The sequence below is a fragment of the Bacillus sp. NTK074B genome (genome assembly GCF_017303375.1).
In the GTDB taxonomy this organism is placed as follows: Bacteria; Bacillota; Bacilli; order Bacillales; family Bacillaceae_B; genus Rossellomorea.
On the sequence record NZ_JAFKOH010000007.1, the window covers coordinates 105,626 to 126,057 of the forward strand.

Annotated in this window: 24 protein-coding genes and 1 other RNA gene; 18 read left to right on the forward strand and 7 right to left on the reverse strand. The window is 40.7% G+C overall.

What is annotated here, in order from left to right:
- Positions 1 to 11 precede the first annotated feature (11 nt).
- From JI667_RS13320 to JI667_RS13330, 3 genes are all read left to right on the forward strand, one after another.
- A complete protein-coding gene (locus tag JI667_RS13320; protein WP_206855017.1) occupies positions 12 to 308 on the forward strand; it encodes a rhodanese-like domain-containing protein in 297 nt (98 codons plus the stop codon).
- Between the two features lie 122 nt (positions 309 to 430).
- Positions 431 to 1,555: an MBL fold metallo-hydrolase gene (locus tag JI667_RS13325; protein WP_206855020.1), complete on the forward strand. Its 1,125-nt coding sequence runs from the start codon at positions 431 to 433 to the stop codon at positions 1,553 to 1,555.
- A 114-nt stretch (positions 1,556 to 1,669) separates the two neighbouring features.
- Positions 1,670 to 2,026, forward strand: a complete 357-nt coding sequence (locus JI667_RS13330; RefSeq protein WP_206855022.1) for a YidH family protein — start codon at positions 1,670 to 1,672, stop codon at positions 2,024 to 2,026.
- 43 nt (positions 2,027 to 2,069) lie between these two features.
- Here the strand turns inward: JI667_RS13330 and JI667_RS13335 are convergent, their stop codons facing one another.
- Entirely contained in the window at positions 2,070 to 2,330 is a 261-nt protein-coding gene (locus JI667_RS13335) for a hypothetical protein (RefSeq protein ID WP_201715054.1), read from the reverse strand.
- 166 nt (positions 2,331 to 2,496) lie between these two features.
- Here JI667_RS13335 and JI667_RS13340 point away from each other — a divergent pair, with 166 nt between their 5' ends.
- Positions 2,497 to 3,378 (forward strand): NAD(P)-dependent oxidoreductase, encoded by an 882-nt coding sequence (locus JI667_RS13340; RefSeq protein WP_206855025.1) that lies wholly within the window; start codon positions 2,497 to 2,499, stop codon positions 3,376 to 3,378.
- A gap of 34 nt (positions 3,379 to 3,412) precedes the next feature.
- On the opposite strand, the gene JI667_RS13345 is transcribed toward JI667_RS13340, so the two are convergent.
- Positions 3,413 to 4,042, reverse strand: coding sequence for a peroxiredoxin (locus tag JI667_RS13345; RefSeq protein WP_244668318.1), 630 nt, complete (start codon positions 4,040 to 4,042; stop codon positions 3,413 to 3,415).
- Between the two features lie 152 nt (positions 4,043 to 4,194).
- On the opposite strand from JI667_RS13345, the gene JI667_RS13355 reads away from it, so the two are divergent.
- Positions 4,195 to 4,332 (forward strand): hypothetical protein, encoded by a 138-nt coding sequence (locus JI667_RS13355; RefSeq protein WP_206855057.1) that lies wholly within the window; start codon positions 4,195 to 4,197, stop codon positions 4,330 to 4,332.
- A 58-nt stretch (positions 4,333 to 4,390) separates the two neighbouring features.
- Complete coding sequence (locus tag JI667_RS13360) at positions 4,391 to 4,915, forward strand: type 1 glutamine amidotransferase domain-containing protein (RefSeq protein ID WP_206855060.1); 525 nt, start codon at positions 4,391 to 4,393, stop codon at positions 4,913 to 4,915.
- A gap of 61 nt (positions 4,916 to 4,976) precedes the next feature.
- On the opposite strand, the gene JI667_RS13365 is transcribed toward JI667_RS13360, so the two are convergent.
- Positions 4,977 to 5,273 carry a phage holin family protein gene (locus JI667_RS13365; RefSeq protein ID WP_206855063.1) on the reverse strand — a complete coding sequence of 99 codons (297 nt, stop codon included), beginning with the start codon at positions 5,271 to 5,273 and terminating at the stop codon, positions 4,977 to 4,979.
- 191 nt (positions 5,274 to 5,464) lie between these two features.
- On the opposite strand from JI667_RS13365, the gene JI667_RS13370 reads away from it, so the two are divergent.
- Together JI667_RS13370 and ssrS are read left to right on the forward strand one after the other, a co-directional pair.
- Positions 5,465 to 5,902, forward strand: coding sequence for a peptidylprolyl isomerase (locus JI667_RS13370; protein ID WP_206855066.1), 438 nt, complete (start codon positions 5,465 to 5,467; stop codon positions 5,900 to 5,902).
- Positions 5,903 to 5,984: 82 nt separating this feature from the next.
- A non-coding RNA gene (ssrS, locus tag JI667_RS13375) (6S RNA) lies at positions 5,985 to 6,173 on the forward strand.
- Between the two features lie 224 nt (positions 6,174 to 6,397).
- Here ssrS and JI667_RS13380 read toward each other — a convergent pair.
- The gene (locus JI667_RS13380) at positions 6,398 to 7,048 is read right to left on the reverse strand and encodes an MtnX-like HAD-IB family phosphatase (protein ID WP_206855081.1); all 651 of its coding nucleotides are present in this window, start codon (positions 7,046 to 7,048) and stop codon (positions 6,398 to 6,400) included.
- Positions 7,049 to 7,197: 149 nt separating this feature from the next.
- Positions 7,198 to 7,494 (reverse strand): DUF948 domain-containing protein, encoded by a 297-nt coding sequence (locus JI667_RS13385; RefSeq protein ID WP_206855085.1) that lies wholly within the window; start codon positions 7,492 to 7,494, stop codon positions 7,198 to 7,200.
- 158 nt (positions 7,495 to 7,652) lie between these two features.
- Between JI667_RS13385 and JI667_RS13390 the strand changes: the two genes are divergently transcribed.
- From JI667_RS13390 to JI667_RS13405, 4 genes are all read left to right on the forward strand, one after another.
- On the forward strand, positions 7,653 to 8,441 hold the full coding sequence (locus tag JI667_RS13390) for an HAD family hydrolase (RefSeq protein WP_206855087.1): 789 nt from the start codon (positions 7,653 to 7,655) through the stop codon (positions 8,439 to 8,441).
- A gap of 151 nt (positions 8,442 to 8,592) precedes the next feature.
- Entirely contained in the window at positions 8,593 to 9,039 is a 447-nt protein-coding gene (locus tag JI667_RS13395; protein ID WP_206855089.1) for a CoxG family protein, read from the forward strand.
- 185 nt (positions 9,040 to 9,224) lie between these two features.
- Positions 9,225 to 11,807 (forward strand): helicase-related protein, encoded by a 2,583-nt coding sequence (locus JI667_RS13400; protein WP_206855092.1) that lies wholly within the window; start codon positions 9,225 to 9,227, stop codon positions 11,805 to 11,807.
- Positions 11,808 to 11,892: 85 nt separating this feature from the next.
- Positions 11,893 to 12,612 carry a DsbA family oxidoreductase gene (locus tag JI667_RS13405; RefSeq protein WP_206855095.1) on the forward strand — a complete coding sequence of 240 codons (720 nt, stop codon included), beginning with the start codon at positions 11,893 to 11,895 and terminating at the stop codon, positions 12,610 to 12,612.
- Positions 12,613 to 12,827: 215 nt separating this feature from the next.
- On the opposite strand, the gene JI667_RS13410 is transcribed toward JI667_RS13405, so the two are convergent.
- A complete protein-coding gene (locus JI667_RS13410) occupies positions 12,828 to 13,958 on the reverse strand; it encodes a CAP domain-containing protein (RefSeq protein ID WP_244668319.1) in 1,131 nt (376 codons plus the stop codon).
- A 195-nt stretch (positions 13,959 to 14,153) separates the two neighbouring features.
- Between JI667_RS13410 and speD the strand changes: the two genes are divergently transcribed.
- From speD to JI667_RS13435, 5 genes are all read left to right on the forward strand, one after another.
- Positions 14,154 to 14,966 carry an adenosylmethionine decarboxylase gene (speD, locus tag JI667_RS13415; RefSeq protein WP_206855097.1) on the forward strand — a complete coding sequence of 271 codons (813 nt, stop codon included), beginning with the start codon at positions 14,154 to 14,156 and terminating at the stop codon, positions 14,964 to 14,966.
- A 141-nt stretch (positions 14,967 to 15,107) separates the two neighbouring features.
- Positions 15,108 to 15,905: a TIGR00266 family protein gene (locus tag JI667_RS13420; RefSeq protein ID WP_206855100.1), complete on the forward strand. Its 798-nt coding sequence runs from the start codon at positions 15,108 to 15,110 to the stop codon at positions 15,903 to 15,905.
- Positions 15,906 to 16,044: 139 nt separating this feature from the next.
- Positions 16,045 to 17,139 (forward strand): PRK06851 family protein, encoded by a 1,095-nt coding sequence (locus JI667_RS13425; RefSeq protein WP_206855103.1) that lies wholly within the window; start codon positions 16,045 to 16,047, stop codon positions 17,137 to 17,139.
- Positions 17,140 to 17,367: 228 nt separating this feature from the next.
- On the forward strand, positions 17,368 to 18,120 hold the full coding sequence (locus JI667_RS13430) for an exodeoxyribonuclease III (RefSeq protein ID WP_206855106.1): 753 nt from the start codon (positions 17,368 to 17,370) through the stop codon (positions 18,118 to 18,120).
- Positions 18,121 to 18,164: 44 nt separating this feature from the next.
- Positions 18,165 to 18,752, forward strand: a complete 588-nt coding sequence (locus tag JI667_RS13435) for a branched-chain amino acid aminotransferase (RefSeq protein ID WP_206855109.1) — start codon at positions 18,165 to 18,167, stop codon at positions 18,750 to 18,752.
- A gap of 43 nt (positions 18,753 to 18,795) precedes the next feature.
- On the opposite strand, the gene JI667_RS13440 is transcribed toward JI667_RS13435, so the two are convergent.
- Complete coding sequence (locus JI667_RS13440; protein WP_206855114.1) at positions 18,796 to 19,350, reverse strand: hypothetical protein; 555 nt, start codon at positions 19,348 to 19,350, stop codon at positions 18,796 to 18,798.
- A 138-nt stretch (positions 19,351 to 19,488) separates the two neighbouring features.
- On the opposite strand from JI667_RS13440, the gene JI667_RS13445 reads away from it, so the two are divergent.
- Positions 19,489 to 20,403, forward strand: coding sequence for a phosphatidate cytidylyltransferase (locus JI667_RS13445; protein ID WP_206855117.1), 915 nt, complete (start codon positions 19,489 to 19,491; stop codon positions 20,401 to 20,403).
- The last annotated feature ends 29 nt before the right edge of the window (positions 20,404 to 20,432 follow it).

Genomic DNA, 20,432 nt, shown 5'->3' on the forward strand with positions numbered 1-20,432 from the left:
AGGGAAATGAAATGAAAACAATCAGTGTAAATGAATTAAACCAACGTCTATCTGCAGGTGAGAAACTAGAGATCATTGATGTCCGTGAGGCAGCTGAAGTACAGAATGGGAAGATTCCAACCAGTGTGAATATTCCATTAGGATTACTTGAGTTCCGTATGAATGAATTAGATAAAAAGAAAGAATACATTGTCGTATGTCAATCTGGAGGCAGAAGCAGTCAAGCTGTGAAATTTCTCGATTATCAAGGATACAACGTTACAAATATGAATGGCGGTATGTTGGCATGGGAAGGGAAGCTTGAATAGCTTTTCGATTCCCATTATGGTTCGAACCCTTACCCTTTAATTCCCCGAGAGGTTTAATTTCTGAGTTTTAGGATAATGTATAAACGAAGAGATAACACTAACATGAGGGAGGAATGTATGGTATGACAACAGTAAACCGTTTAACAACTAAGGAACTCACCAAAAAAATCATGGATGGGGAAAAAATGTTCATTCTTGATGTCCGTCCTAAAGAAGCCTTTGATGATTGGAAAGTAGAAGGGAAGAACGTTAAGATCATTAACAAACCCTTTTCAGAATTAAAGGACAATCTTGAATCAGTTCAAGCTATACTGCCGAAAAGTGAAGCGATATATGTTATATGTGCCAAAGGGAATTCTTCTACGAAAACGGCGGAAATGCTTGTTGAGGCAGGCATGGACAATATTTACTCTGTAGAAGGTGGCATGCAGGCTTGGAGTGAATATATTGAACCTGTTAAAATCGGAGAACTCGCAGGTGGAGAGATTTATCAATTTGTACGTATCGGGAAAGGATGCTTATCTTACGCCGTCGTATCTAAAGGTGAGGTTGCTTTCATTGATCCAAGCCGTCTGCTCAAACCTTACAAAGACTTCGTTCAAGAGTATAACCTATCCGTGAAAGCAGTATTGGATTCCCATCTTCATGCGGATCATATTTCTGGGGGACAATCACTAAGTAAAGAATTTGATTCACCGTACTATTTGCCCCGAAAAGATGCAGAAGAAGTACAGTACTCTTATGAGGAACTGACTGATGAGACAATCATTAATATCGGGAATACGACCATTGATGCTGTCTATTCGCCTGGTCATACGATCGGAAGTACTTCCTTCATCGTAGATCATCACTATCTATTAACCGGGGACATTTTATTTATTGACTCTATAGGGCGTCCGGATTTAGCCGGTAAAGCAGAAGATTGGGTAGGGGATCTGAGAGAAACCTTGTATTCCAGGTATAAAAATCTGCAGAATGATCTCATTGTGCTGCCTGCTCACTTTATGACTATAGAGGAAATGAATGAAGATGGATCAATATCACATCTCCTAAGTGATCTGTATAAAGAAAATCATGGCTTGAATATTGACGATGGAGAGGAATTCAGAAAAATGGTTACAGAAAACCTACCACCACAACCTAATAGTTATGAGAAGATACGTGAAACCAATATGGGGAAGATCAACCCGGAAGAAGAAGAAAAGCGTGAAATGGAAACAGGTCCGAATCGTTGCGCCGTTCGTTGATGAGGCTGAATCTGTGAACGTCTCTGCATACAAAAGTCCTCCAAGAGCGAAAGGGCAAACATCCCAATTGGGATGTTTGCCTGCTTGAGGATGTACCAAGGAAGTGATTTCAGTATGGATAAAACCAATGAATCAAAATATATTCAGCAACATCTTGCGAATGAACGAACGTTTTTGGCGTGGATCCGAACCGCTATTGCCATCATCGGTATTGGTTTCTTAACAACCAGTTTACATTTTAATTCTCTCCAGGGGGATCCCATTCAAGATCGGATTGCAGCCGGAATAAGTGTTGTTTCCATTTTCATTGGATTGGCAATCATTGTAGGCTCGACGATCAATTATTACCGTACGAGGAAACATATTAACACCCAAACATTTGTTTCAGCTGATGTCTTCATTAAAATGATGGCCGTTGTCGCTACAATCGTACTCCTATTTGTAACTGTATATTTTTTTTCATTAAATTAAAAAAGCTGAAAGCGAGGGAAAAGGATCCCCGCATTCAGCTTTTTTAGTCTTGTTTCTGTTCATTGTAGTATTGAACGGATGTCATGGCTCCTTCACTCACCATTGAATTATCTTCTATATTGGATGGATCTGGATTTCCGCCTTTATCAACTGGTAAATCTTCTTTCTTTCTTTTTTTGAACTTCGTAACCAGGCCCTCTTTCATATTGTGAAGCTGATTACGTTTTTCTTTCGACGACAGCATCCATCCTAATGAACCTGCAGTTACAGTGGCGCCGACAAGCAGTGTTTTATTTACTTTCATTCTCTTCTCCTCCAATCAATTATTTTGTTTACTTAGTATGTTCCTTGTTTTCCCGGCATGCATGAAATTAAACATGGGGATTCGATTTTCACCTGACAAGAGTGGACAATATACTCATTCTGGTTGAAAATAAACATAGAATGTAAAAGAAGAAAGGATGGACAGGATGAAAGATTCGAAGAAACAAACCGTTATCGGTTTTATTGGAACAGGGGTCATGGGAAAAAGCATGGCGGGTCATATCCTAAATGCCGGCTATCCATTAGTTGTCTATAATCGTACGAAAGAGAAGGCTTTAGATTTAATACTTAGCGGTGCGAAATGGGCTGACACTCCCCAGGAGGTGGCAGAAGCTTCGGATGTGGTCATAACCATCGTAGGGTACCCTTCAGATGTAGAGGGGATTTATATGGGAAAAAATGGAATATTACAAAAAATGAAACAGGGTGCGGTTGCCATTGACATGACTACTTCTTCTCCGAGACTGGCTACGGAAATTTGTGAAATAGGCAATGAAATTGGGGTTTCCGTATTGGATGCGCCTGTTTCAGGTGGAGATATAGGAGCCAAAGAGGCCAGGCTTTCCATTATGGTGGGGGGGAACGAGGAAACGTATGAATTGATCAAGCCGCTATTAAATCTCCTGGGTTCCAATATAGTCTATCAGGGAAAAGCAGGTTCTGGTCAACATACCAAGATGTGTAATCAGATTGCCATCGCATCAAATATGATGGGGGTTACTGAAGCCCTGCTTTACGCAAAAAAATCCGGGTTGAACCCGGAAAATGTCCTGAAGAGTATCACATCCGGGGCAGCAGGCAGCTGGTCACTGAGCAACCTGGTTCCACGTATGATTGATCAAGATTATGCTCCAGGATTTTATATAAAGCATTTTATCAAAGATCTTAAGATAGCTCTTGATTCAGCTAAGGATATGGAACTTAGGACTCCGGGTCTTCAGCTAGCCCTTTCATTATATGAAGAGTTGGCCATGAAAGGCGAGGAGAACAGCGGTACCCAGGCGTTAATTAAATTATTGGAAAACTAAAGTTGAGAACGTCCCTGAGGCAGGGACGTTCTTTTTATATCTTTCCAATGAAGTCTGGATCTTTTTGTATTCCTGATTGGGTAGGAAGCCAGATCGCAGGAACTCCCTTGCCAGTCTTTCTTGCATATTGTATCCCTTCCAATACCCTTACAATTTCAAATGTATTTCTCCCGACCTCGTTCGGGTAAATCATTTTAGAAGATATGATTCCTTCAGGATCAATAATGATGGTGGCACGAAACGTTGCGCCTGCATGCTCATTCAGCACCTGATACGCTTTACTTATTTGATGATTTCGGTCACTTACCAACTGAAATTGAACCTTCGATGCAGAAGGGGATACTTCTGTGAATACTTTGTGGGCGTAAACACTATCTGTACTGATTCCAAGTACTTCAGTCTGTAATGCTTTAATTTTAGGGTAAACAGCAGCGACCGCTGCCAATTCAGTAGGTCAAACGAAAGTGAAATCACTGGAATAAAAAAATAATATGACCCATTTTCCCCTATATGTCTCCAAGTTAACGGTATTCATTGTCTTTTTGGAATTATCGTATGCTTCAGCAATAAAGAGGGGGGCAGGATCATTTGTTTGAGCACAGAAAGGAAATATTCCAGCTTCACTTCTCGTATGAGGATATCCTGAATAGAGAGGATTGTACATCAACTCAACCCCTTTAGAGAAAGTACTAACAACATATGCATTGATGCGACTAAATATGATGGAGAGCGTGACCCATCTGTGATTCATACTTCATACTAATATGGGAATAATAGGGAGAGGTGTAAATATCTTTTGAAGGTAGGATGAATGTGGTGAAAAGAAATAGTAATAAACTCATTAAAGTGATCTATATGTTTGGTTCAGTCATGACCGTAATTGCCTTCCTTGTCTCTTATGTCCAAACCAAAACGATCATTAAAGCGATTAAGAAGTATAGTCCTTATAATTAAGGTTATCATTTGCAAAATCTTCTTGTAACTTAGACAATGAAAACGAGGAGGGATTCTATTGAAACTACTAGGTAAGAAAATTATTCAATTAGTCAGTGCCGATTTCGAAGACCTTGAACTTTGGTATCCGGTCCTGCGATTACGCGAAGAAGGGGCAACCGTACATATTGTCGGCGAGAATGCCAACGAGGAATATACCGGAAAATATGGGGTGCCGATTGTTTCTGAGTTTGCCTTTAAAGATATCGATCCGGAAGATTACGACGCCATATTGGTTCCTGGGGGATGGTCTCCTGATAAACTTCGTCGCTATGAAGAAGTAATTGCAATGGTTCAATCAATGGACGAACGAAAGAAACCCATCGGACAAATCTGTCATGCTGGCTGGGTATTGATATCAGCCAAGATTCTTAAAGGGGTTAACGTCACCAGCACACCTGGAATTAAGGATGATATGGAAAATGAAGGTGCAACCTGGATAAATGAGCCCGTCGTAACAGATGGACACATAGTGTCCAGTCGCAGACCACCTGACCTGCCTGATTATATGAGAGAGTTTATTGAAGTGCTGAGAAACAGTTAATAAATATGGACTGATCACGAAAGCTGTTAGTCAGCTTTTGTTGATCAGTCCATTCCTTTGTTTATTTCTCTTTGTTTCTTTTATTACGATCATTCACTCGGTCAAAAAAAGTCTGTTTTACAGATTGATGAGTTGTAATGGCGGCACCCGTTGCAATGAATCCGTTAGCGATCCCGTTAAAATCGAAACCCAGGGTCCATCCGCTGGCCCCGACCCCCACCAGTAATAAAATCCAAATAATCAACCAATCTGGAATATGTGGGGTTCTCTTCAATGCATACCCGAGCACCCAAAGGACAGGAACAAGTACCGTGACTTGTGGATCAATGGAAATTCCGCTTAATAAGTTTTCAATCATGTCATTCACTCCCTATAATGAAAAATGACTTCTATAAAGCTTATTCATGTAATGGGGGAATTGATGACAACCTGTACTGATAACTTTTTTGAGAATCGGACTACGTAATAAATTATATAGCCTTTAAAGTGACAGACGAATTTTTCAGTGATATTATATTGATTGAATTAATTAAAAGGGAGCTGTTAATAATGGCGAAAAAAGGATACATACAATTTCAAACAGGTGAAAAAATCGAATTTGACCTATTTCCAAATGAAGCACCAGGAACTGTGGCAAATTTTGAAAAATTAGCCAACGAAGGTTTTTACAACGGGTTAAGCTTTCACCGAGTGATTCCCGGTTTCGTAAGTCAAGGGGGATGCCCTAATGGAAATGGGATGGGTGGCCCTGGTTACACGATTAAGTGTGAAACAGAAGGAAATCCACATAAGCATGAAGAGGGTTCATTATCCATGGCGCATGCGGGCAAAGATACAGGAGGCAGCCAATTCTTCATCGTACATGAGCCTCAGCCTCACCTTAACGGCGTCCATACGGTCTTTGGTAAAGTAACTTCAGGCATCGAAATTGCTAAATCAATGAAAAACGGCGACGTTATGGAGAAAGTGGAAGTATTCGATGCATAAATAAAGAGGGACGGACCTTGGCTTACTTTCACATAGGATAAACAATGGTTGAAATAATTCAAGAGATATTGTATTATATTAATACAGGCTGCGTTGTACGTAATCATAACGAAGTTTTAACCTTTAAACTGTAATAGGGAGTTTTACATCGAAGTTGGAATGTCAAGCCTCCACGATTTGAGGACGACAGGAAACCTTCTGCAAACACCCACTTTGAGGAGTGGTGGTTTAAAACTTTCTTATATCAAATTACGGCAAATGTGGCTCCTTATATTAATATCTCAAGCCAGTTCCCAATCGGGGGCTGGCTTTTTAATTTATTATATCTGAAAAATCAAGATCAAAAAAAAGACCGAATTCCTATAAAGGAGATCGGTCCTTGCCTATATGTATCGAGGCCCCTCCCGTCCGTACATGGTTAAGTGTCCCGCAACAAGCGAATGTCCGGGAGAGGCAAGATAAGTGTACCATGATTCACTTCAATGTGCAAAACGTTTATGTCAATATGCCCTGGCCAGTCATGTAATGGTCGATGTCATGGAAGTCATTCACGTCAATAAAAGGAGTCCTGCTTTCCTCGAGGATTTTCTGCAGTGCTTTTATGGCGAAGTTCACATCTGCTACTTTAGCTGCATGGCGATCTGGTTCACTATCTCCTGCAAAATAAATCGTCTTATATTGTTCCTTCAATTCAATGATTACTTTGGACTTATCGATCCCATACCTGTTTGAATAATGAGGGTGTTCAGGGTCGATATTCATATGTACATTCTTTTCTTTATAATACCCTTCATTTGAATAGACTCTAACATCTTCAATCCCATGTTGTTTGAGTATATGTTTAATGTAATAATCCGTTCCTGCGCTTAATATATAGAAATCTCCTCCATGTGCCTGCACTTTACGGATGAAGGAAGGGACGTGGTCATCGATTTCAATAGAGTGGATGTCTTCAATGATTTGCGTTTCATCCTGATGGATGGAAGTAAAGACTGTACGCAGGAAATCAATGTCCTTCATGTCACCGGCCTTCCACTGTTTAAAAAGAGCTTTTCCTTCGTTAAAGTATTTCTCCAGGACGAGATGATAGAAATCTTTTTTAGAGATGGTTCCATCAAAGTCTGAAACAAATGCCCATTTTTTCATATTTGCTCCTCCTCGTGAGTCTTTTAGATGATTGTATCATGTTTTAGGAGGGGGGAAGTAAACCGTATATAAAAACCATAATATCATTATGTAAACTAGTTAAAACTGTTAATAAATCACCCTGCAAAATTAAACAGGGCGACTTCTCATTACTTTTTCATACTCTTCACAAATTCTTTAAGGACTTGTGGTGTCCGTTTTACTTCCTGAATGGTGCTCGTGACGCTCGACTTCTTATATTCGATGTCTTTTTGAATCTCTCCCTGGGTTTCTTGAAGCTGTGTAACTTCTGAAGAGATTTTATCCATCCTCCCTTGGATGTCTTCCACTGTATGATTCATTTCATTCACAATCGGACGGGTTGTTTTTATAGTATTCATTAATGATGCACCCAACATCACCAAGGCAATAACAAATAATGCAATACTCGCGTACACAATCCACATGTTACAATCACCTCAATAAACGCTTTTACTGTTATATTCCCTAATTACGCTGAAAATAACGTATCCATCTGTTTTATTCTTCTGGTTTACTAAATTTCATAAAGCTAGTAATCTAAACTATAAGGATGATTTCTATAAAGGAAGAGGGAGAGGCGACAGTGATCAAAGCCATTATGTTTGATTTAGACGACACATTATTATGGGACTCAAAAAGTATTGAAAAAGCATTCGAAGCAACTTGCCGGTATGCCGAAACCATAGCGGGTACAGATCCTGGAAGGTTAGAATCAAGTGTAAGAGAAGCTGCCAAAAAACTGTATGCAACGTATGATACATATGAATTTACACAAAATATCGGAATTAATCCCTTTGAAGGTCTGTGGGGCGACTTCCTGGATGATCATGATGAACACTTTCTTAAAATGAGAGAAATCGTTCCTTCTTACCGAAAAATGGCATGGACACAGGGTTTGAACTCTTTAGGTGTATCTGATTCAAAACTCGGTGAGGAATTATCCGAGAAGTTCCGAGAAGAAAGGGGTCAGAGACCATACGTATATGATGATACGTTCCATGTCTTAAATGAAGTGAAAGAAAAGTATCAGCTATTGTTATTAACGAATGGATCTCCTCACCTACAAAATACAAAGCTTGATAAAACCCCGGAACTTCTTCCTTACTTTCAAGAAATCATCATTTCGGGAGACATTGGGAAAGGAAAACCGGATCCTGCCATGTTTCAGCATGCTTTAAAAAGGCTGCACCTGCATAAGGATGAAGTCATCATGGTTGGAGATAACTTAAATACAGACATCCTGGGAGCTTCAAAACTCGGTATCACAACAATCTGGATAAACCGTCATCAACAAAAACCAGAACAGGTATACCCTGATTATGAAGTGAAAGAATTGCACGAAGTGATCGACATCGTCAATAATATAAAATAAAAAGCAAAGAGGCTTCGATTCTTCGAGGCCTCTTTGTTTCATGCGTCATAATCGTTATGCTCCGTACATACTATTCACGGAAGTAGGAGCATTTTCAGTATCCATCGGTCAAATTGCGAAGGGGTTCATTATCACAGAAGGAGGAATGACAGTGGGGAAAGGAATACATCAAGTGGATGTCCATGCATCACAATCAAGTGTATGGGCGTTTATACGGGATTTGAATGCCTGGGCTACTCTTGTTCCCGGGTACAGGGAGCATACCATCTTGTCTGATCGTGAATCACATTGGAAATTTGTTCTGCACTACGGGGTGGTAACAAAGAAGATGCATGTTCAGGTTTGGATTACCGAGTGGATTGTGCCTTCGGAAGTTAAATTTACGTTAACTGGAATCAACCAGAGGTTCACTGGTACAGGGTATTTCAAAGCGGACGAAACGAGCCCGCTTGTTATAAGAATGACGGGTTGTTTAATGATTGAATCCACCAGTCCCCTTGCAAAGCTGCTTCAAACGACATTTGATCACAAGATCATTGACCTAACGAAGGAACTAACGACCGCAGTTGGGGAGGCCATTGAAAGAAAAGAGTCTTGAACTCAAGAGCCCTGCCATCATATATAGGGCTTGTTCCCTCTAAAAACAGATCGGCCGGACAATCGCTTATGTGATATAATAAATCCCTTATGAGCACGAGAATTGTTAGATAGTATAGAAATACATACACTAAATAATACATAAACGATTAATTTGCAAAACGTATAGGATAAAGGGGTTTTACCATGAAAAAGCTTCACATACTTAGAGAAGAAGCCATAGAGGAAACAAAAAGAAAGATTGAGGAAGATATCTCACTTTTCCTTCAGAAATATGAAAACTGTCCATCATACCAGGATTATCTGACGGAAAGAAGTGCTTTTTTTCAACAAATATGGCTAAATATCTGGCTCAACAAAGTAACGAATGATGTCCTTCGAAGCCATAAGAAAGCGTTCCTCCGAGACAAAGGCTATGAAATAGAAGGAACGGATAAAAAACTGCTCAATAAACTGTTCCGAAATGAAATTAGAGCGTACGATCCTTTTCATATTTTGAATTGGTTAGAGGAAAATCCTCCTACTGAAAGCGAGTGGCAAAAACAACACATACGGGTAAGGAAGGAATCCCTTAAGAATCATGAAGAAAGAAAACAGGCACTCCTTCAAAAGGATATCCAAAAAGATATCTTGTCCTTTGTCAACGAGACAATGGATCAATTAGAGCTTCGTTGGTATGTGGAGTTACGCTATTTATTCGCGAAGAAATGTATTAATGATATGGAAACAAAATCTAAATATCGTTCCATTGAACCATACATGCGGGAAGAGAAACTAGAAGAAGAAGGGAGATTCTCAACTACTTCATTCACTACTGTTGCGGATTTCTTACGTGAATTTACGGGATCGATCCATAAGAAGAGTGAACATTGGAATGGACACGTATGGGAATATGAATCATATTTCTATCCATACGAACGATTTGTTTTCTATCACTCCGAGCAGCTCGTCTATCGTTCTTTATTTCAGCGCATTCCTGAAGGGTTAAAGACTGATTATGAAACTGTTTTCGGACAGCAGCTATCAGAAGAAAGACTGAGCAGAATCAGTCATCATATCCTTCTTACGTTAAAGTCGACTTTTTTTAACATGATCCAAGAAGAGTACGTTGAAGATTTATACAAGATTTCAGACATTCCTTTTAATATGGATGTTCATCTTGCTTTGTATGAAAAGGACCTGGAGCAGCGTAAAAAGAGAAAAGCAGCTGAAATGGCTGAAATGAAAAGAAAGAAGGAAGAAGAAGAGCGTGTATTGGAAGACATCTTCGGCAGGGAATACAGTCCATCATTCAGGGGAAATATCAACTATATTCTTCATATCGGGGAAACCAACACAGGAAAAACCCATCATGCGATCAGTCGGATGAAAGAAGCTAAAAGTGGTATGTATCTGGCACCCCTTCGCCTGCTTGCTTTAGAAGTGTTCGACAAATTAAATTCCGAAGATGTGCCCTGTAATTTAAAAACAGGTGAAGAAGAAAAAGAAGTACCATTAGCAAACCATGTATCTTCTACTGTTGAAATGTTTCGTGAAAAAGATGAATATGAAGTGATTGTGATCGATGAAGCCCAGATGTTGGCCGATCAGGATAGAGGCTTTGCATGGTACAGGGCCATTACGAAATCCAGAGCGAAAGAGATACATATCATAGGCAGTGAAAACGCCCGGGAACTCCTATTGGAACTGGTCGGGGAAGGAAGCGTTGAAATTCACAATTATAAGAGAGAAATTCCTCTACAGGTTGAATCAAAGGAATTTCAACTGAAGCATGCAAAAAAAGGGGACGCCGTCGTTTGTTTTTCCAGAAAGAAGGTATTGGATACGGCCTCAAGATTGCAAAACAATGGACATAAAGTCAGTATGATTTACGGTAGTATGCCCCCTGAGACCCGGAAAAGGCAAATGCTGCAGTTCATCAATGGGAAAACCAATATGATCGTTGCCACTGATGCAATAGGGATGGGATTGAACTTACCGATACGCAGGATCGTATTCTTGGAAACGGAAAAATTTGACGGCACGAGAAGAAGGAGACTCACTTCTCAGGAAGTAAAGCAGATTGCAGGTCGAGCTGGTAGAAAAGGAATGTACAATGAGGGAAGGGTCGCCTTCGCAAAAGACATCAAGATGATGAAACAACGTCTTGAACAACCTGATCAATCTCTCCGCACGTTTGCGATTGCGCCTACGAGTGGGGTATTTGAGCGGTTTCAACGCTATTACCATGATATGGATACGTTTTTTTGCTTGTGGGACCAATTCAAAAGTCCCTTTGGAACGGAGAAAGCATCGCTTTTTGAAGAAAGAGAGCTCTATGAATTAATACGTGGCACGGATATTGAAGCGAAGTTGTCGTTAGATGATTTATACGGTTTTCTTCATCTTCCATTCTCAAAGAAAGAAGCTCAATTAACCGAACAATGGCTTCAGTGTATGTATGCGATTGTTGATGGGGAAGACCTGCCGGAACCAGAGCTTAAGAATCATAACCTTGAGCAAAAGGAAGTTTCGTATAAAGCTGTCGGACTACATCTCCTATTTCTATACCGCTTGGGCAGGCAAACAGAAGCATTCTACTGGGAGAGGGTCCGAAGTGAAATTGCAGATGGAGTTCACGAAAGCTTAAGGACGGAAGTCACAAGTATGAGCCAAACGCGTAAACAATGCGGAAAGAAGCTTCCCCCGGACTTTGGATTTCCAATCTGTGACAGCTGTCACACAAAAAGGGTAAAAAGAAGAACAAAAAGAAAGCCTCCTCATTTCTGATCTATGAGCACATCATATGTAAGAGAGAAGATATTATGATACGATCAAGTACGAAATAAGAAAACGTTGATTGAGGTGTTTTATCATGAAAATTGAAATTTGGTCAGATTATGTATGTCCATTTTGCTATATAGGCAAACGCCATTTAGAAGAAGCTCTTGAGAAATTCCCTCAAAGGGATGGGGTTGAAATAGCATTTAAAAGCTTTGAGTTGGACCCAACCGCTCCGGTAAATACATCCTTGAGTATTCAGGAGATCCTGTCAAAAAAGTATGGAACCTCTCTCGAACAAGCTAAAAATATGACTGACAGTATGAGCCAGCAAGCTGCATCTGTCGGACTTGATTTCCGGTTTGATACAAATATACCGACGAATACGTTTGATGCTCATCGCCTTACGAAATATGCGGAAACGAAAGGAAAAGGGGCAGAGCTGACAGAAATATTGCTGCATGCTCACTTTACCCTTTCTAAGCACATTGGTGACAGGGATGTCCTGCTTGAACTGGCAAAACAAGCAGGGTTAGAAAAAGAAGGGGCAATCGCTGTCCTTGAAGGCAGTGATTTCTCTCAAGACGTGCGAAATGACGAGGATGAAGCAAGACAGATTGGGGTTCAAGGGGTTCCATTCTTTGTCATCAATCGTAAATATGCCATATCCGGTGCACAGCCAAGTGACGTTTTCCTGAATTCAATTCAAAAAGTGTGGGATGAGGAAAACCAAACCAATGCACTGGAGCCTCTTGGAACGGATGGATTGGCATGTGATGAAAATGGGTGTGAGATTCCTTCGAACAAGGGTTAATGAAAACAGCGGTAAAAATGAAAAGAGCAAGCGGAATCATCCGCTTGCTCTTTTGGTTGTTTTTACTGCCTCTGAACAAGCCGCTTCCGCTTTTACTCATCCAGCTCCAACGGCTAGAGGCTCGAGGTCTTAAGTCAATTCAGACAGTAGGCAAAGGGCGCCTTCCCGTCTGAATCGTCTTAAGCTTGTCGCCTCTGAGCAAGCCGTTTCCGCTTTTAATTACTATAAAAATTCTCTGTATAGTACGGCTGTGATTTTTCGTTAAAGGCTACGCCTATACCTACATGGTCGTAGTGAGGCTGCAGGATATTTTCTCTGTGACCTTTGGAATTCATCAGTCCTTCGTGGGCGAAGATCGAACTTAACTGACCGTAGGCAAGGTTTTCTCCAGCCGTCCTAAAGGCAACCTGGTCTTCTTCCATCCGGTCGAAGGGTGACTGTCCTTCAAGATTCGTATGACTGAAATAGTTCTGTTCCGCCATATCCAAACTATGTTCCCGTGCGGTGTCTTTTACTTGATCATCCCATGAGAGAACGCTCAGACCTTTTTCAACACGAGTTGCATTAGTAAGGTCGAATAGCTGAAATTCAAATCCTTCTTTTAGATTGGAACTTCCATGGGAATAGAAATTTTTCTTATTTGATTCCAGGTCTTCTTTGATGATCTGGATGGAAGTGACTGTATCGTTTTCATGCTTGTCGTAGAAGATGGTCACATAGCTTCCATCGACTTGATATACTTCCTGTTCCCCATTATTTTGCAGCTGATATAATGTCAGTCCTTTACGTATATTCGATAGTGGCTTACCAAGTTCGTTTTGTACCACTTTTTTTGAAACGCCCATTTTAATCCCCGAATCGGAGGAGAGGAGATCCTGATTTGTGAACAGGCCGTTTACCTTCCCTTTTTGATCATAGGAAACCATCAAGAAGTTCCGATAGTTTTCATGATAGGCATACCATGAAACTCCGTACTCATTGGTAGATTGTCTTTTGGCTTCACCGAGCTCTCCCTCGACACTTTCTTTGGGATTCCCGATTTCAATGTTGTAAATTGAGAACTTTTGATCACTTGGAATAGTCAGTGTCGGCTTCTCTACAGGATCCACTTTCTTATTGTCAGAAGGATTCTCAAGATCCCGGAATGAGTCGTCGAGTTTTATCAGAAGAAGGTTCACTTTACTATGAATTTGCTCAAATGCATTTTGCACCCTGGGGTTATCCTTCATTTCTTCAATTTTGGAGAGAACGGAATCGAACCCTGCAGCTTCGACTTTTTCTTCCCAAAAGGGTTTTGATATATAAGCAATCACGATAATCATGATAAAAATAAATAGTCGTTTCAAATGTTAACACTCCATTCTATCTTCCATTGTATCCAATATAATTAAGAAGTAAAAATAGAAAGGCTTATTACATATAGGCAGTACCCGTTCTACACCATTTTCAATCCAATCTTCCTGTTTTAGTATAGTTGGCTCTGGGTAAGATAAATGAATAGGGCACACTACAAAAACTTTACATATAAGGGGAAATGCACAATGAAATTATCTCATGAAGAAAGAATTCAACTCCATGAATTCAATAACTTAACGAAATCATTAAGTTTTAATATGTACGATATCTGTTATACAAAGACCAGGGAAGAGCGGGAATCGTATATTGAATACATTGATGAGCAGTACAACGCCGATCGATTGACGAAGATTCTGACTCATGTTTCGGATATTATCGGAGCGCATGTGCTGAACATATCGAAACAGGATTATGTTCCCCAGGGTGCGAGTGTGACAATCCTTGTATCGGAAGGTCCAATTGTTGAAGTACCGACAGATCATTTTGATGAATCACCCGGACCCCTCCCCTCAACGGTGACGATGCATCTGGATAAAAGCCATATCACAGTTCATACTTACCCTGAGTATCATCCTCATGAAGGGATTTCGACATTCAGGGCTGATATAGATGTATCGACGTGTGGGGAAATTTCTCCCCTTAAGGCATTGAACTATCTGATTCATTCATTCGATACGGATATCATGACGATGGATTACCGGGTAAGGGGCTTTACCAGGGATATCAATGGGAGAAAGCTATTCATCGACCATGACATCAACTCAATTCAGAATTACATTCCGGAAGAAATCAAGGATGAGTATGATATGATCGATGTGAATGTCTATCCCCAGAATATTTTTCATACTAAATGTAAGCTGAAGGAATTTGATTTAAATAACTATCTATTCGGGTATACGAAAGACAGACTGGAAGATGATGAGGTAGATGAAATTACGGATAAAGTGAAAATGGAAATGGATGAGATATTTTACGGGAAAAACATACCCAGACCATAAGAAATCACTCCCCTTTGTGCAGAAGTCAGCAAAGGGGTTTTTTATTAAAATCTTATTATTATGAAAATGGATGTTCAGAAGGGTATCTTGAGCCCCTTGAAGAATAGTTACATATGCATGTAAATAGAGGAGGATCAAGGAATGAATTCACATGAAATCGAATACAAATTGCACGGAGATGATATGCAGTTTGTGGAAATAGAATTAGATCCCGGAGAAAGTGCTGTAGCAGAAGCTGGCGGCATGATGATGATGGAAGATGGAATCGGGATGGAAACAATCTTTGGAGACGGTTCTCAAGGTGGCCGTACTGGTGGACTTCTTGGTAAGCTTGTGGGTGCCGGAAAGCGTATTTTGACGGGTGAAAGCTTATTCATGACCGTATTCACGAACGAAGGCACAGGCAAGAAGCATGTATCTTTTGCGGCACCATATCCAGGTAAGATCATCCCTGTTGACTTAAGTGAATTAGGAGGCAAAGTCATCTGCCAAAAGGATGCTTTTCTATGTGCAGCAAAGGGAGTATCCGTTGGAATCGATTTTCAAAAAAAATTAGGGACGGGCTTCTTTGGCGGGGAAGGCTTCATCATGCAGAAGCTTGAAGGTGACGGATTAGCTTTTCTCCATGCAGGTGGAACCATCTATAGAAGAGAGCTTCAACCTGGGGAAGTGTTACGAGTGGACACCGGGTGTTTGGTAGCCATGACAAAGGAAGTGGATTACAACATCGAATATGTTGGCAAAATCAAATCCGCCTTCTTTGGTGGGGAAGGATTGTTTTTTGCTACCGTCCGTGGTCCAGGCACGGTATGGATTCAATCTCTTCCGTTCAGTCGTCTGGCGGAAAGAATCTATGCGAATGCTCCTGGTGGCGGCCGTTCGACGGGTGAGGGAAGCATACTTGGTGGAATCGGGGATTTCCTGAACGGAGATGATTGATCCCGGAGATTATAAAGAAGCATTTCCATTCGTGGAAGTGCTTTTTTAAATGTTCAAGAGTTGACCGATTTATTTTGGGTATTCACCTACTCGCGTCCCGAGACATATGTTTAATTAAACGATGTGAAAGGGTGATTCCGTGAAAGGAAAGATTCGACATTATTATGCTGGAGGCAACACGGCCAAAGGTTTTTACAGTCTATATGATTCAGTGTTGGAGGGTCTGCAAAGGCTATATATACTAAAAGGCGGTCCAGGGACTGGGAAATCCTCCCTGATGAAGACAATTGGGGAACGCTTCCATGAGAAAGGGATAGAGGTGGACTATCTGCATTGTGCTTCCGATAATCAATCCATCGACGGTGTAATCCTCCCTGAGTTCGGTGTGGGGATTGTGGACGGGACGGCTCCTCATATTATTGAACCTAAAGCACCCGGTGTCATTGAAGAATATGTGAACCTGGGAGTGGCATGGGATCGCGAAGAGCTGTCCGGTCATAAGGAAGACATTCTTCGCTTAAACGATCAAATTTCCTCATTCTTTCAGAAGGCTTACGAAACCTTTGCATCATCTCTCCGGGCCCACGACGACATAGAAGAAATCTACATTTCCAATATGGACTTCACCAAAGCGAATGAATTGACTAATGAGTTAATTTCACACTTATTTGAAGATAAGTGCCTCACTAAATCCTCCACAATCAAACATCGTTTCTTGGGTGCGGCGACTCCTGATGGGGCAGTTGATTACATTCAGAATTTAACAGGTGATGTAGATAAGCGCTACTTTATAAAAGGCCGTGCGGGATCCGGAAAATCAACGATGTTAAAGAAAATTGCTTCTGCCGGAGAAGAGAAGGGCTATGATGTAGAGGTTTATCATTGTGGATTTGATCCCAATAGTCTGGATATGTTGATTATCAGAGAAAAAGGAATCGCCATTTTCGACAGCACTTCACCACATGAATATTTTCCTGAGCGGCAATCTGATGAAATCATCGATATGTATGAAAGATGCATCACTTCAGGGACAGATGAAAAATACGCTGCGGAGATAGAACGCACGACCAAAGCCTATAAGGATAAAATGAAAGAGGCCCTCTCCTATCTGAAAGAAGCCAAATCCCTCCGCGAACAGCTTGAAGCCATTTATATAAAAGCGATGGACTTTTCAAAGGTAAATGCGATAAGAGAAGAAATCTTTCAGGAGATAACTGAGTTCATAAAAAAGTAGTATAGGGAGAAAAACCGAAAAAACCGTCTCTCTATTAAAATGAATAACTGGTAAAACCATGCCTAGGCATGGTTTTTATTGTGAAAAAATGTTGGTCCATGGTAGTAGTTATACTAATATAACAAAAGGGGTTTTTATTGTTATATTAGTATAATGATTGATAGACTTTTATTTTATGGTAGGATAATAAGGAGAAATGATGTACGAAAAGGAGTTAAGTAGATTACTATGAAGCTGGTATCATGGAACGTAAATGGAATTAGGGCATGTGTGAAAAAAGGTTTTTTAGATTACTTTTATGAAGTGGGTGCAGATATTTTTTGTCTTCAAGAGACAAAGCTTCAAGAAGGCCAGATCACACTGGATCTGGATGGATACCACCAATATTGGAACTACGCCCAGCGAAAGGGATATTCAGGTACCGCGGTCTTCACTAAAAAGAAACCTTTGGCTGTCTTTTATGGATTCAAAGAAGGACAGGTCGAGTCAGAGGGGAGAATCATTACATGCGAATTTGATTCGTTTTATTTGGTGAATGTCTATACTCCGAATTCAAAAAGGGATCTTTCAAGGATTGAAGAACGCCTGGAGTGGGAGGATACATTAAGAGTGTATCTCGTTGAATTGAATCTCCATAAACCGGTTATTCTTTGTGGGGACTTAAACGTGGCCCATACTGAGATTGATCTGAAAAATGATAAATCAAACAGGGGAAATTCAGGTTTTACGGATGAAGAGCGGGAGAAAATGACGCTGCTACTCCAAGAGGGGTTTGTCGACAGCTTTCGATTTTTACATCCTGAAAAGGACGATGCATTCAGCTGGTGGTCTTATATGAATAAGGTGCGTGAACGGAATATTGGCTGGAGGATCGACTACTTTATTGTCTCCAGTCGTTTATCCCCAGCAATAAAAAGTGCGGAAATTCATTCTCCTGTCCTGGGCAGCGATCACTGTCCGGTATACTTACAGTTAGAGTAGTCCATACAAGAAGTAGAAAAGGAAATGTTCATGGAGGGAAAAGTATGTTGAGGAAAAAATTGCAGCAATTCATAGAAGAAACAAAAGAATCCAAGGGAACCGTTCCTTTGTATGAGCTGGAGAGAGAGTACGCGTTGAAGCACGGAATACTCCATGCAGAGGACGTGACCCCCGCGAAAGGCGATTCGCGATTTCAGAGTGCGTACATCGAGCGTTGTGACAAAGAAACGGAAGAACTTATCAATCAAGAAACTGTCGAATTTCTTAATAAGCCAATCGCGTACCTGAAAGAACACAAAAACGAGTTCGTTTACCTTGAATCTGAATGGTTTTCCGTCATTGGAGTGGAAGCTGTTTCTGTGGAAGTGGACGACGTGTTCGGTACCTATGATGCCATGCTTGGATTAAAGCTCCAAAAGAAATATCGTAGTCAGATTGAAGGGTACCTGGAAGAGGTCCTTCAAGATGATTCCTCTTATGATCTTTTGTTTAATGGGGAAGATGGGTTATGGGATTTGAATGTCACTTTGAATGATCATGCCGATTTTCATGAAGGACTTCTGATGCTTGAGGTTTACGGTCTTATATATGAATTCCTTTTTAATCTCCTGAAATATATTGATGAGAACTGAATGGGAGATCCCCCTTTTGAATGAACGATTTCGAAGGGGGACTTTATTTTGCCTTTTTCCGTTTGACCGGCTCATAGTCGAATAATTTCCCTTCATACAAAAGGTGCAGTTGGGGATGCTCCCTGAAATCCTCGGGGGTGATCAAGGCGGGCAGCTTATCCCATAGTTTGATGCCGGAGCGTTGAAGGACTTCTGCTACAAACTGAGAACAAAAGTAGGAGTTGCTGAATTCAACAGGCTCATTCATCGATACCCCGAATACCCCCAAAAGATTATAGAGAAATTTATTTCGACTTCTTTTAAATACATTCAATACTCGCTTCATCTTTTCGATATGACGGCCGGTTACTTCCAATTGATAGATCACGCACGTAGTTTGGGGGTATTTGCTGTATGTTCCATGAAAGATATCCTCTTTCACGAATCCTCCATTTATCGGGTTGCTGGGGTGTTTGCGTCCAAAACTGTATAGCTCATTCAGTTCACGGTCAAACGAGATCGACGCGTGATTGTAAGGTGCTTTCGTATATTTCTTGATGGACTTTGTAAACAGTGTTCCCGTATCTGTCAGTAAAATATAAATATATTTCCCCTGCATATCTCATTCCCTCTTTTAAAGTAGTAGAATTTCCCCTGCATATCTCATTCCCTCTTTTAAAGTAGTAGAATTTCCCATATGCTTAATTATACAATAAATGAATCACTTGAATACGGTCATTTGATGAGGGGGATGAATATGGAATCGGCCATTTGGACTTTATGCATTATTTTTATAGGATTGCTCGTTGTGAATGTCTTATTTTTGCAGATTAAGAGAAATCAGAAGGAGAGAGACTTTTCAAGGATTTCCCTGAGGGTTAAAACGTGGTGGGGGATGTTTGTGGTCTTTTGTTTGGCCACCTTGTTCAATCCCGTTGTATCCATGTTATCTTTAATGGTTCTCTGTTTCTTTTCCCTCAAGGAATACTTCTCGATGATGAAAACCCGAAAAGCCGACCGGCGAATTTTTTTATGGGCTTATTTATCGATTCCGATTCAGTTTTACTGGATATATATTGGATGGTATGGGATGTTCATTGTGTTTATTCCTGTATACGTATTTTTACTTTTACCTCTGCCCAGGCTGCTGGGAAAGGGAACATTGGGCTTCCTTCGATCCGTAAGCTCTACTCAATGGGGGCTTATGCTCATGGTATTTGGTTTGAGTCACCTCGCTTATTATCAGGTTGCAAATCCTGAATTTGGTGCAAATCTTGTCCTTTACCTGGTTGTGCTCACCCAAGTGAGTGATATCGTTCAATTTGTAGTGTCCATATACATTGGAAAGGGAAAGGTGGTCCCTACAGCTAATCCCGCCCTTACATGGGAAGGTTTTTTTGCAGCGATCCTCGTTACCACAGGAGTGTCCTATTTCATCTACCCTTTCTTAACACCTCTTGATTTGAAGTTCGGGATCCTTTCAGGGCTGATCATCGCCGTCAGTGGATTTGTAGGCAGTTTGACGATCTCAGTATTGAAACGGGATCTTCTCATCGGTGACCAAGAAAGATTTGCCGCCTTAAAAGAGAGCTACCTCAATCGAGTCGACAGCTTAGCATACACTTCGCCCATCTTCTTTCATATCATTCGTTATTATTTTGATTTCATGTGAAGAAACAAAGAGGGACGGACCATGGTGAA

Excerpts from the sequence above, each read along its gene's own strand:
- JI667_RS13320 (WP_206855017.1), top strand. The coding sequence starts at position 12 with ATGAAAACAATCAGTGTAAATGAATTAAACCAACGTCTATCTGCAGGT.
- JI667_RS13325 (WP_206855020.1), top strand. The coding sequence starts at position 431 with ATGACAACAGTAAACCGTTTAACAACTAAGGAACTCACCAAAAAAATC.
- JI667_RS13330 (WP_206855022.1), top strand. The coding sequence starts at position 1,670 with ATGGATAAAACCAATGAATCAAAATATATTCAGCAACATCTTGCGAAT.
- JI667_RS13335 (WP_201715054.1), bottom strand. The coding sequence starts at position 2,330 with ATGAAAGTAAATAAAACACTGCTTGTCGGCGCCACTGTAACTGCAGGT.
- JI667_RS13340 (WP_206855025.1), top strand. The coding sequence starts at position 2,497 with ATGAAAGATTCGAAGAAACAAACCGTTATCGGTTTTATTGGAACAGGG.
- JI667_RS13365 (WP_206855063.1), bottom strand. The coding sequence starts at position 5,273 with ATGATTGAAAACTTATTAAGCGGAATTTCCATTGATCCACAAGTCACG.
- JI667_RS13370 (WP_206855066.1), top strand. The coding sequence starts at position 5,465 with ATGGCGAAAAAAGGATACATACAATTTCAAACAGGTGAAAAAATCGAA.
- JI667_RS13380 (WP_206855081.1), bottom strand. The coding sequence starts at position 7,048 with ATGAAAAAATGGGCATTTGTTTCAGACTTTGATGGAACCATCTCTAAA.
- JI667_RS13385 (WP_206855085.1), bottom strand. The coding sequence starts at position 7,494 with ATGTGGATTGTGTACGCGAGTATTGCATTATTTGTTATTGCCTTGGTG.
- JI667_RS13400 (WP_206855092.1), top strand. The coding sequence starts at position 9,225 with ATGAAAAAGCTTCACATACTTAGAGAAGAAGCCATAGAGGAAACAAAA.
- JI667_RS13405 (WP_206855095.1), top strand. The coding sequence starts at position 11,893 with ATGAAAATTGAAATTTGGTCAGATTATGTATGTCCATTTTGCTATATA.
- speD (WP_206855097.1), top strand. The coding sequence starts at position 14,154 with ATGAAATTATCTCATGAAGAAAGAATTCAACTCCATGAATTCAATAAC.
- JI667_RS13420 (WP_206855100.1), top strand. The coding sequence starts at position 15,108 with ATGAATTCACATGAAATCGAATACAAATTGCACGGAGATGATATGCAG.
- JI667_RS13430 (WP_206855106.1), top strand. The coding sequence starts at position 17,368 with ATGAAGCTGGTATCATGGAACGTAAATGGAATTAGGGCATGTGTGAAA.
- JI667_RS13435 (WP_206855109.1), top strand. The coding sequence starts at position 18,165 with ATGTTGAGGAAAAAATTGCAGCAATTCATAGAAGAAACAAAAGAATCC.
- JI667_RS13440 (WP_206855114.1), bottom strand. The coding sequence starts at position 19,350 with ATGCAGGGGAAATATATTTATATTTTACTGACAGATACGGGAACACTG.
- JI667_RS13445 (WP_206855117.1), top strand. The coding sequence starts at position 19,489 with ATGGAATCGGCCATTTGGACTTTATGCATTATTTTTATAGGATTGCTC.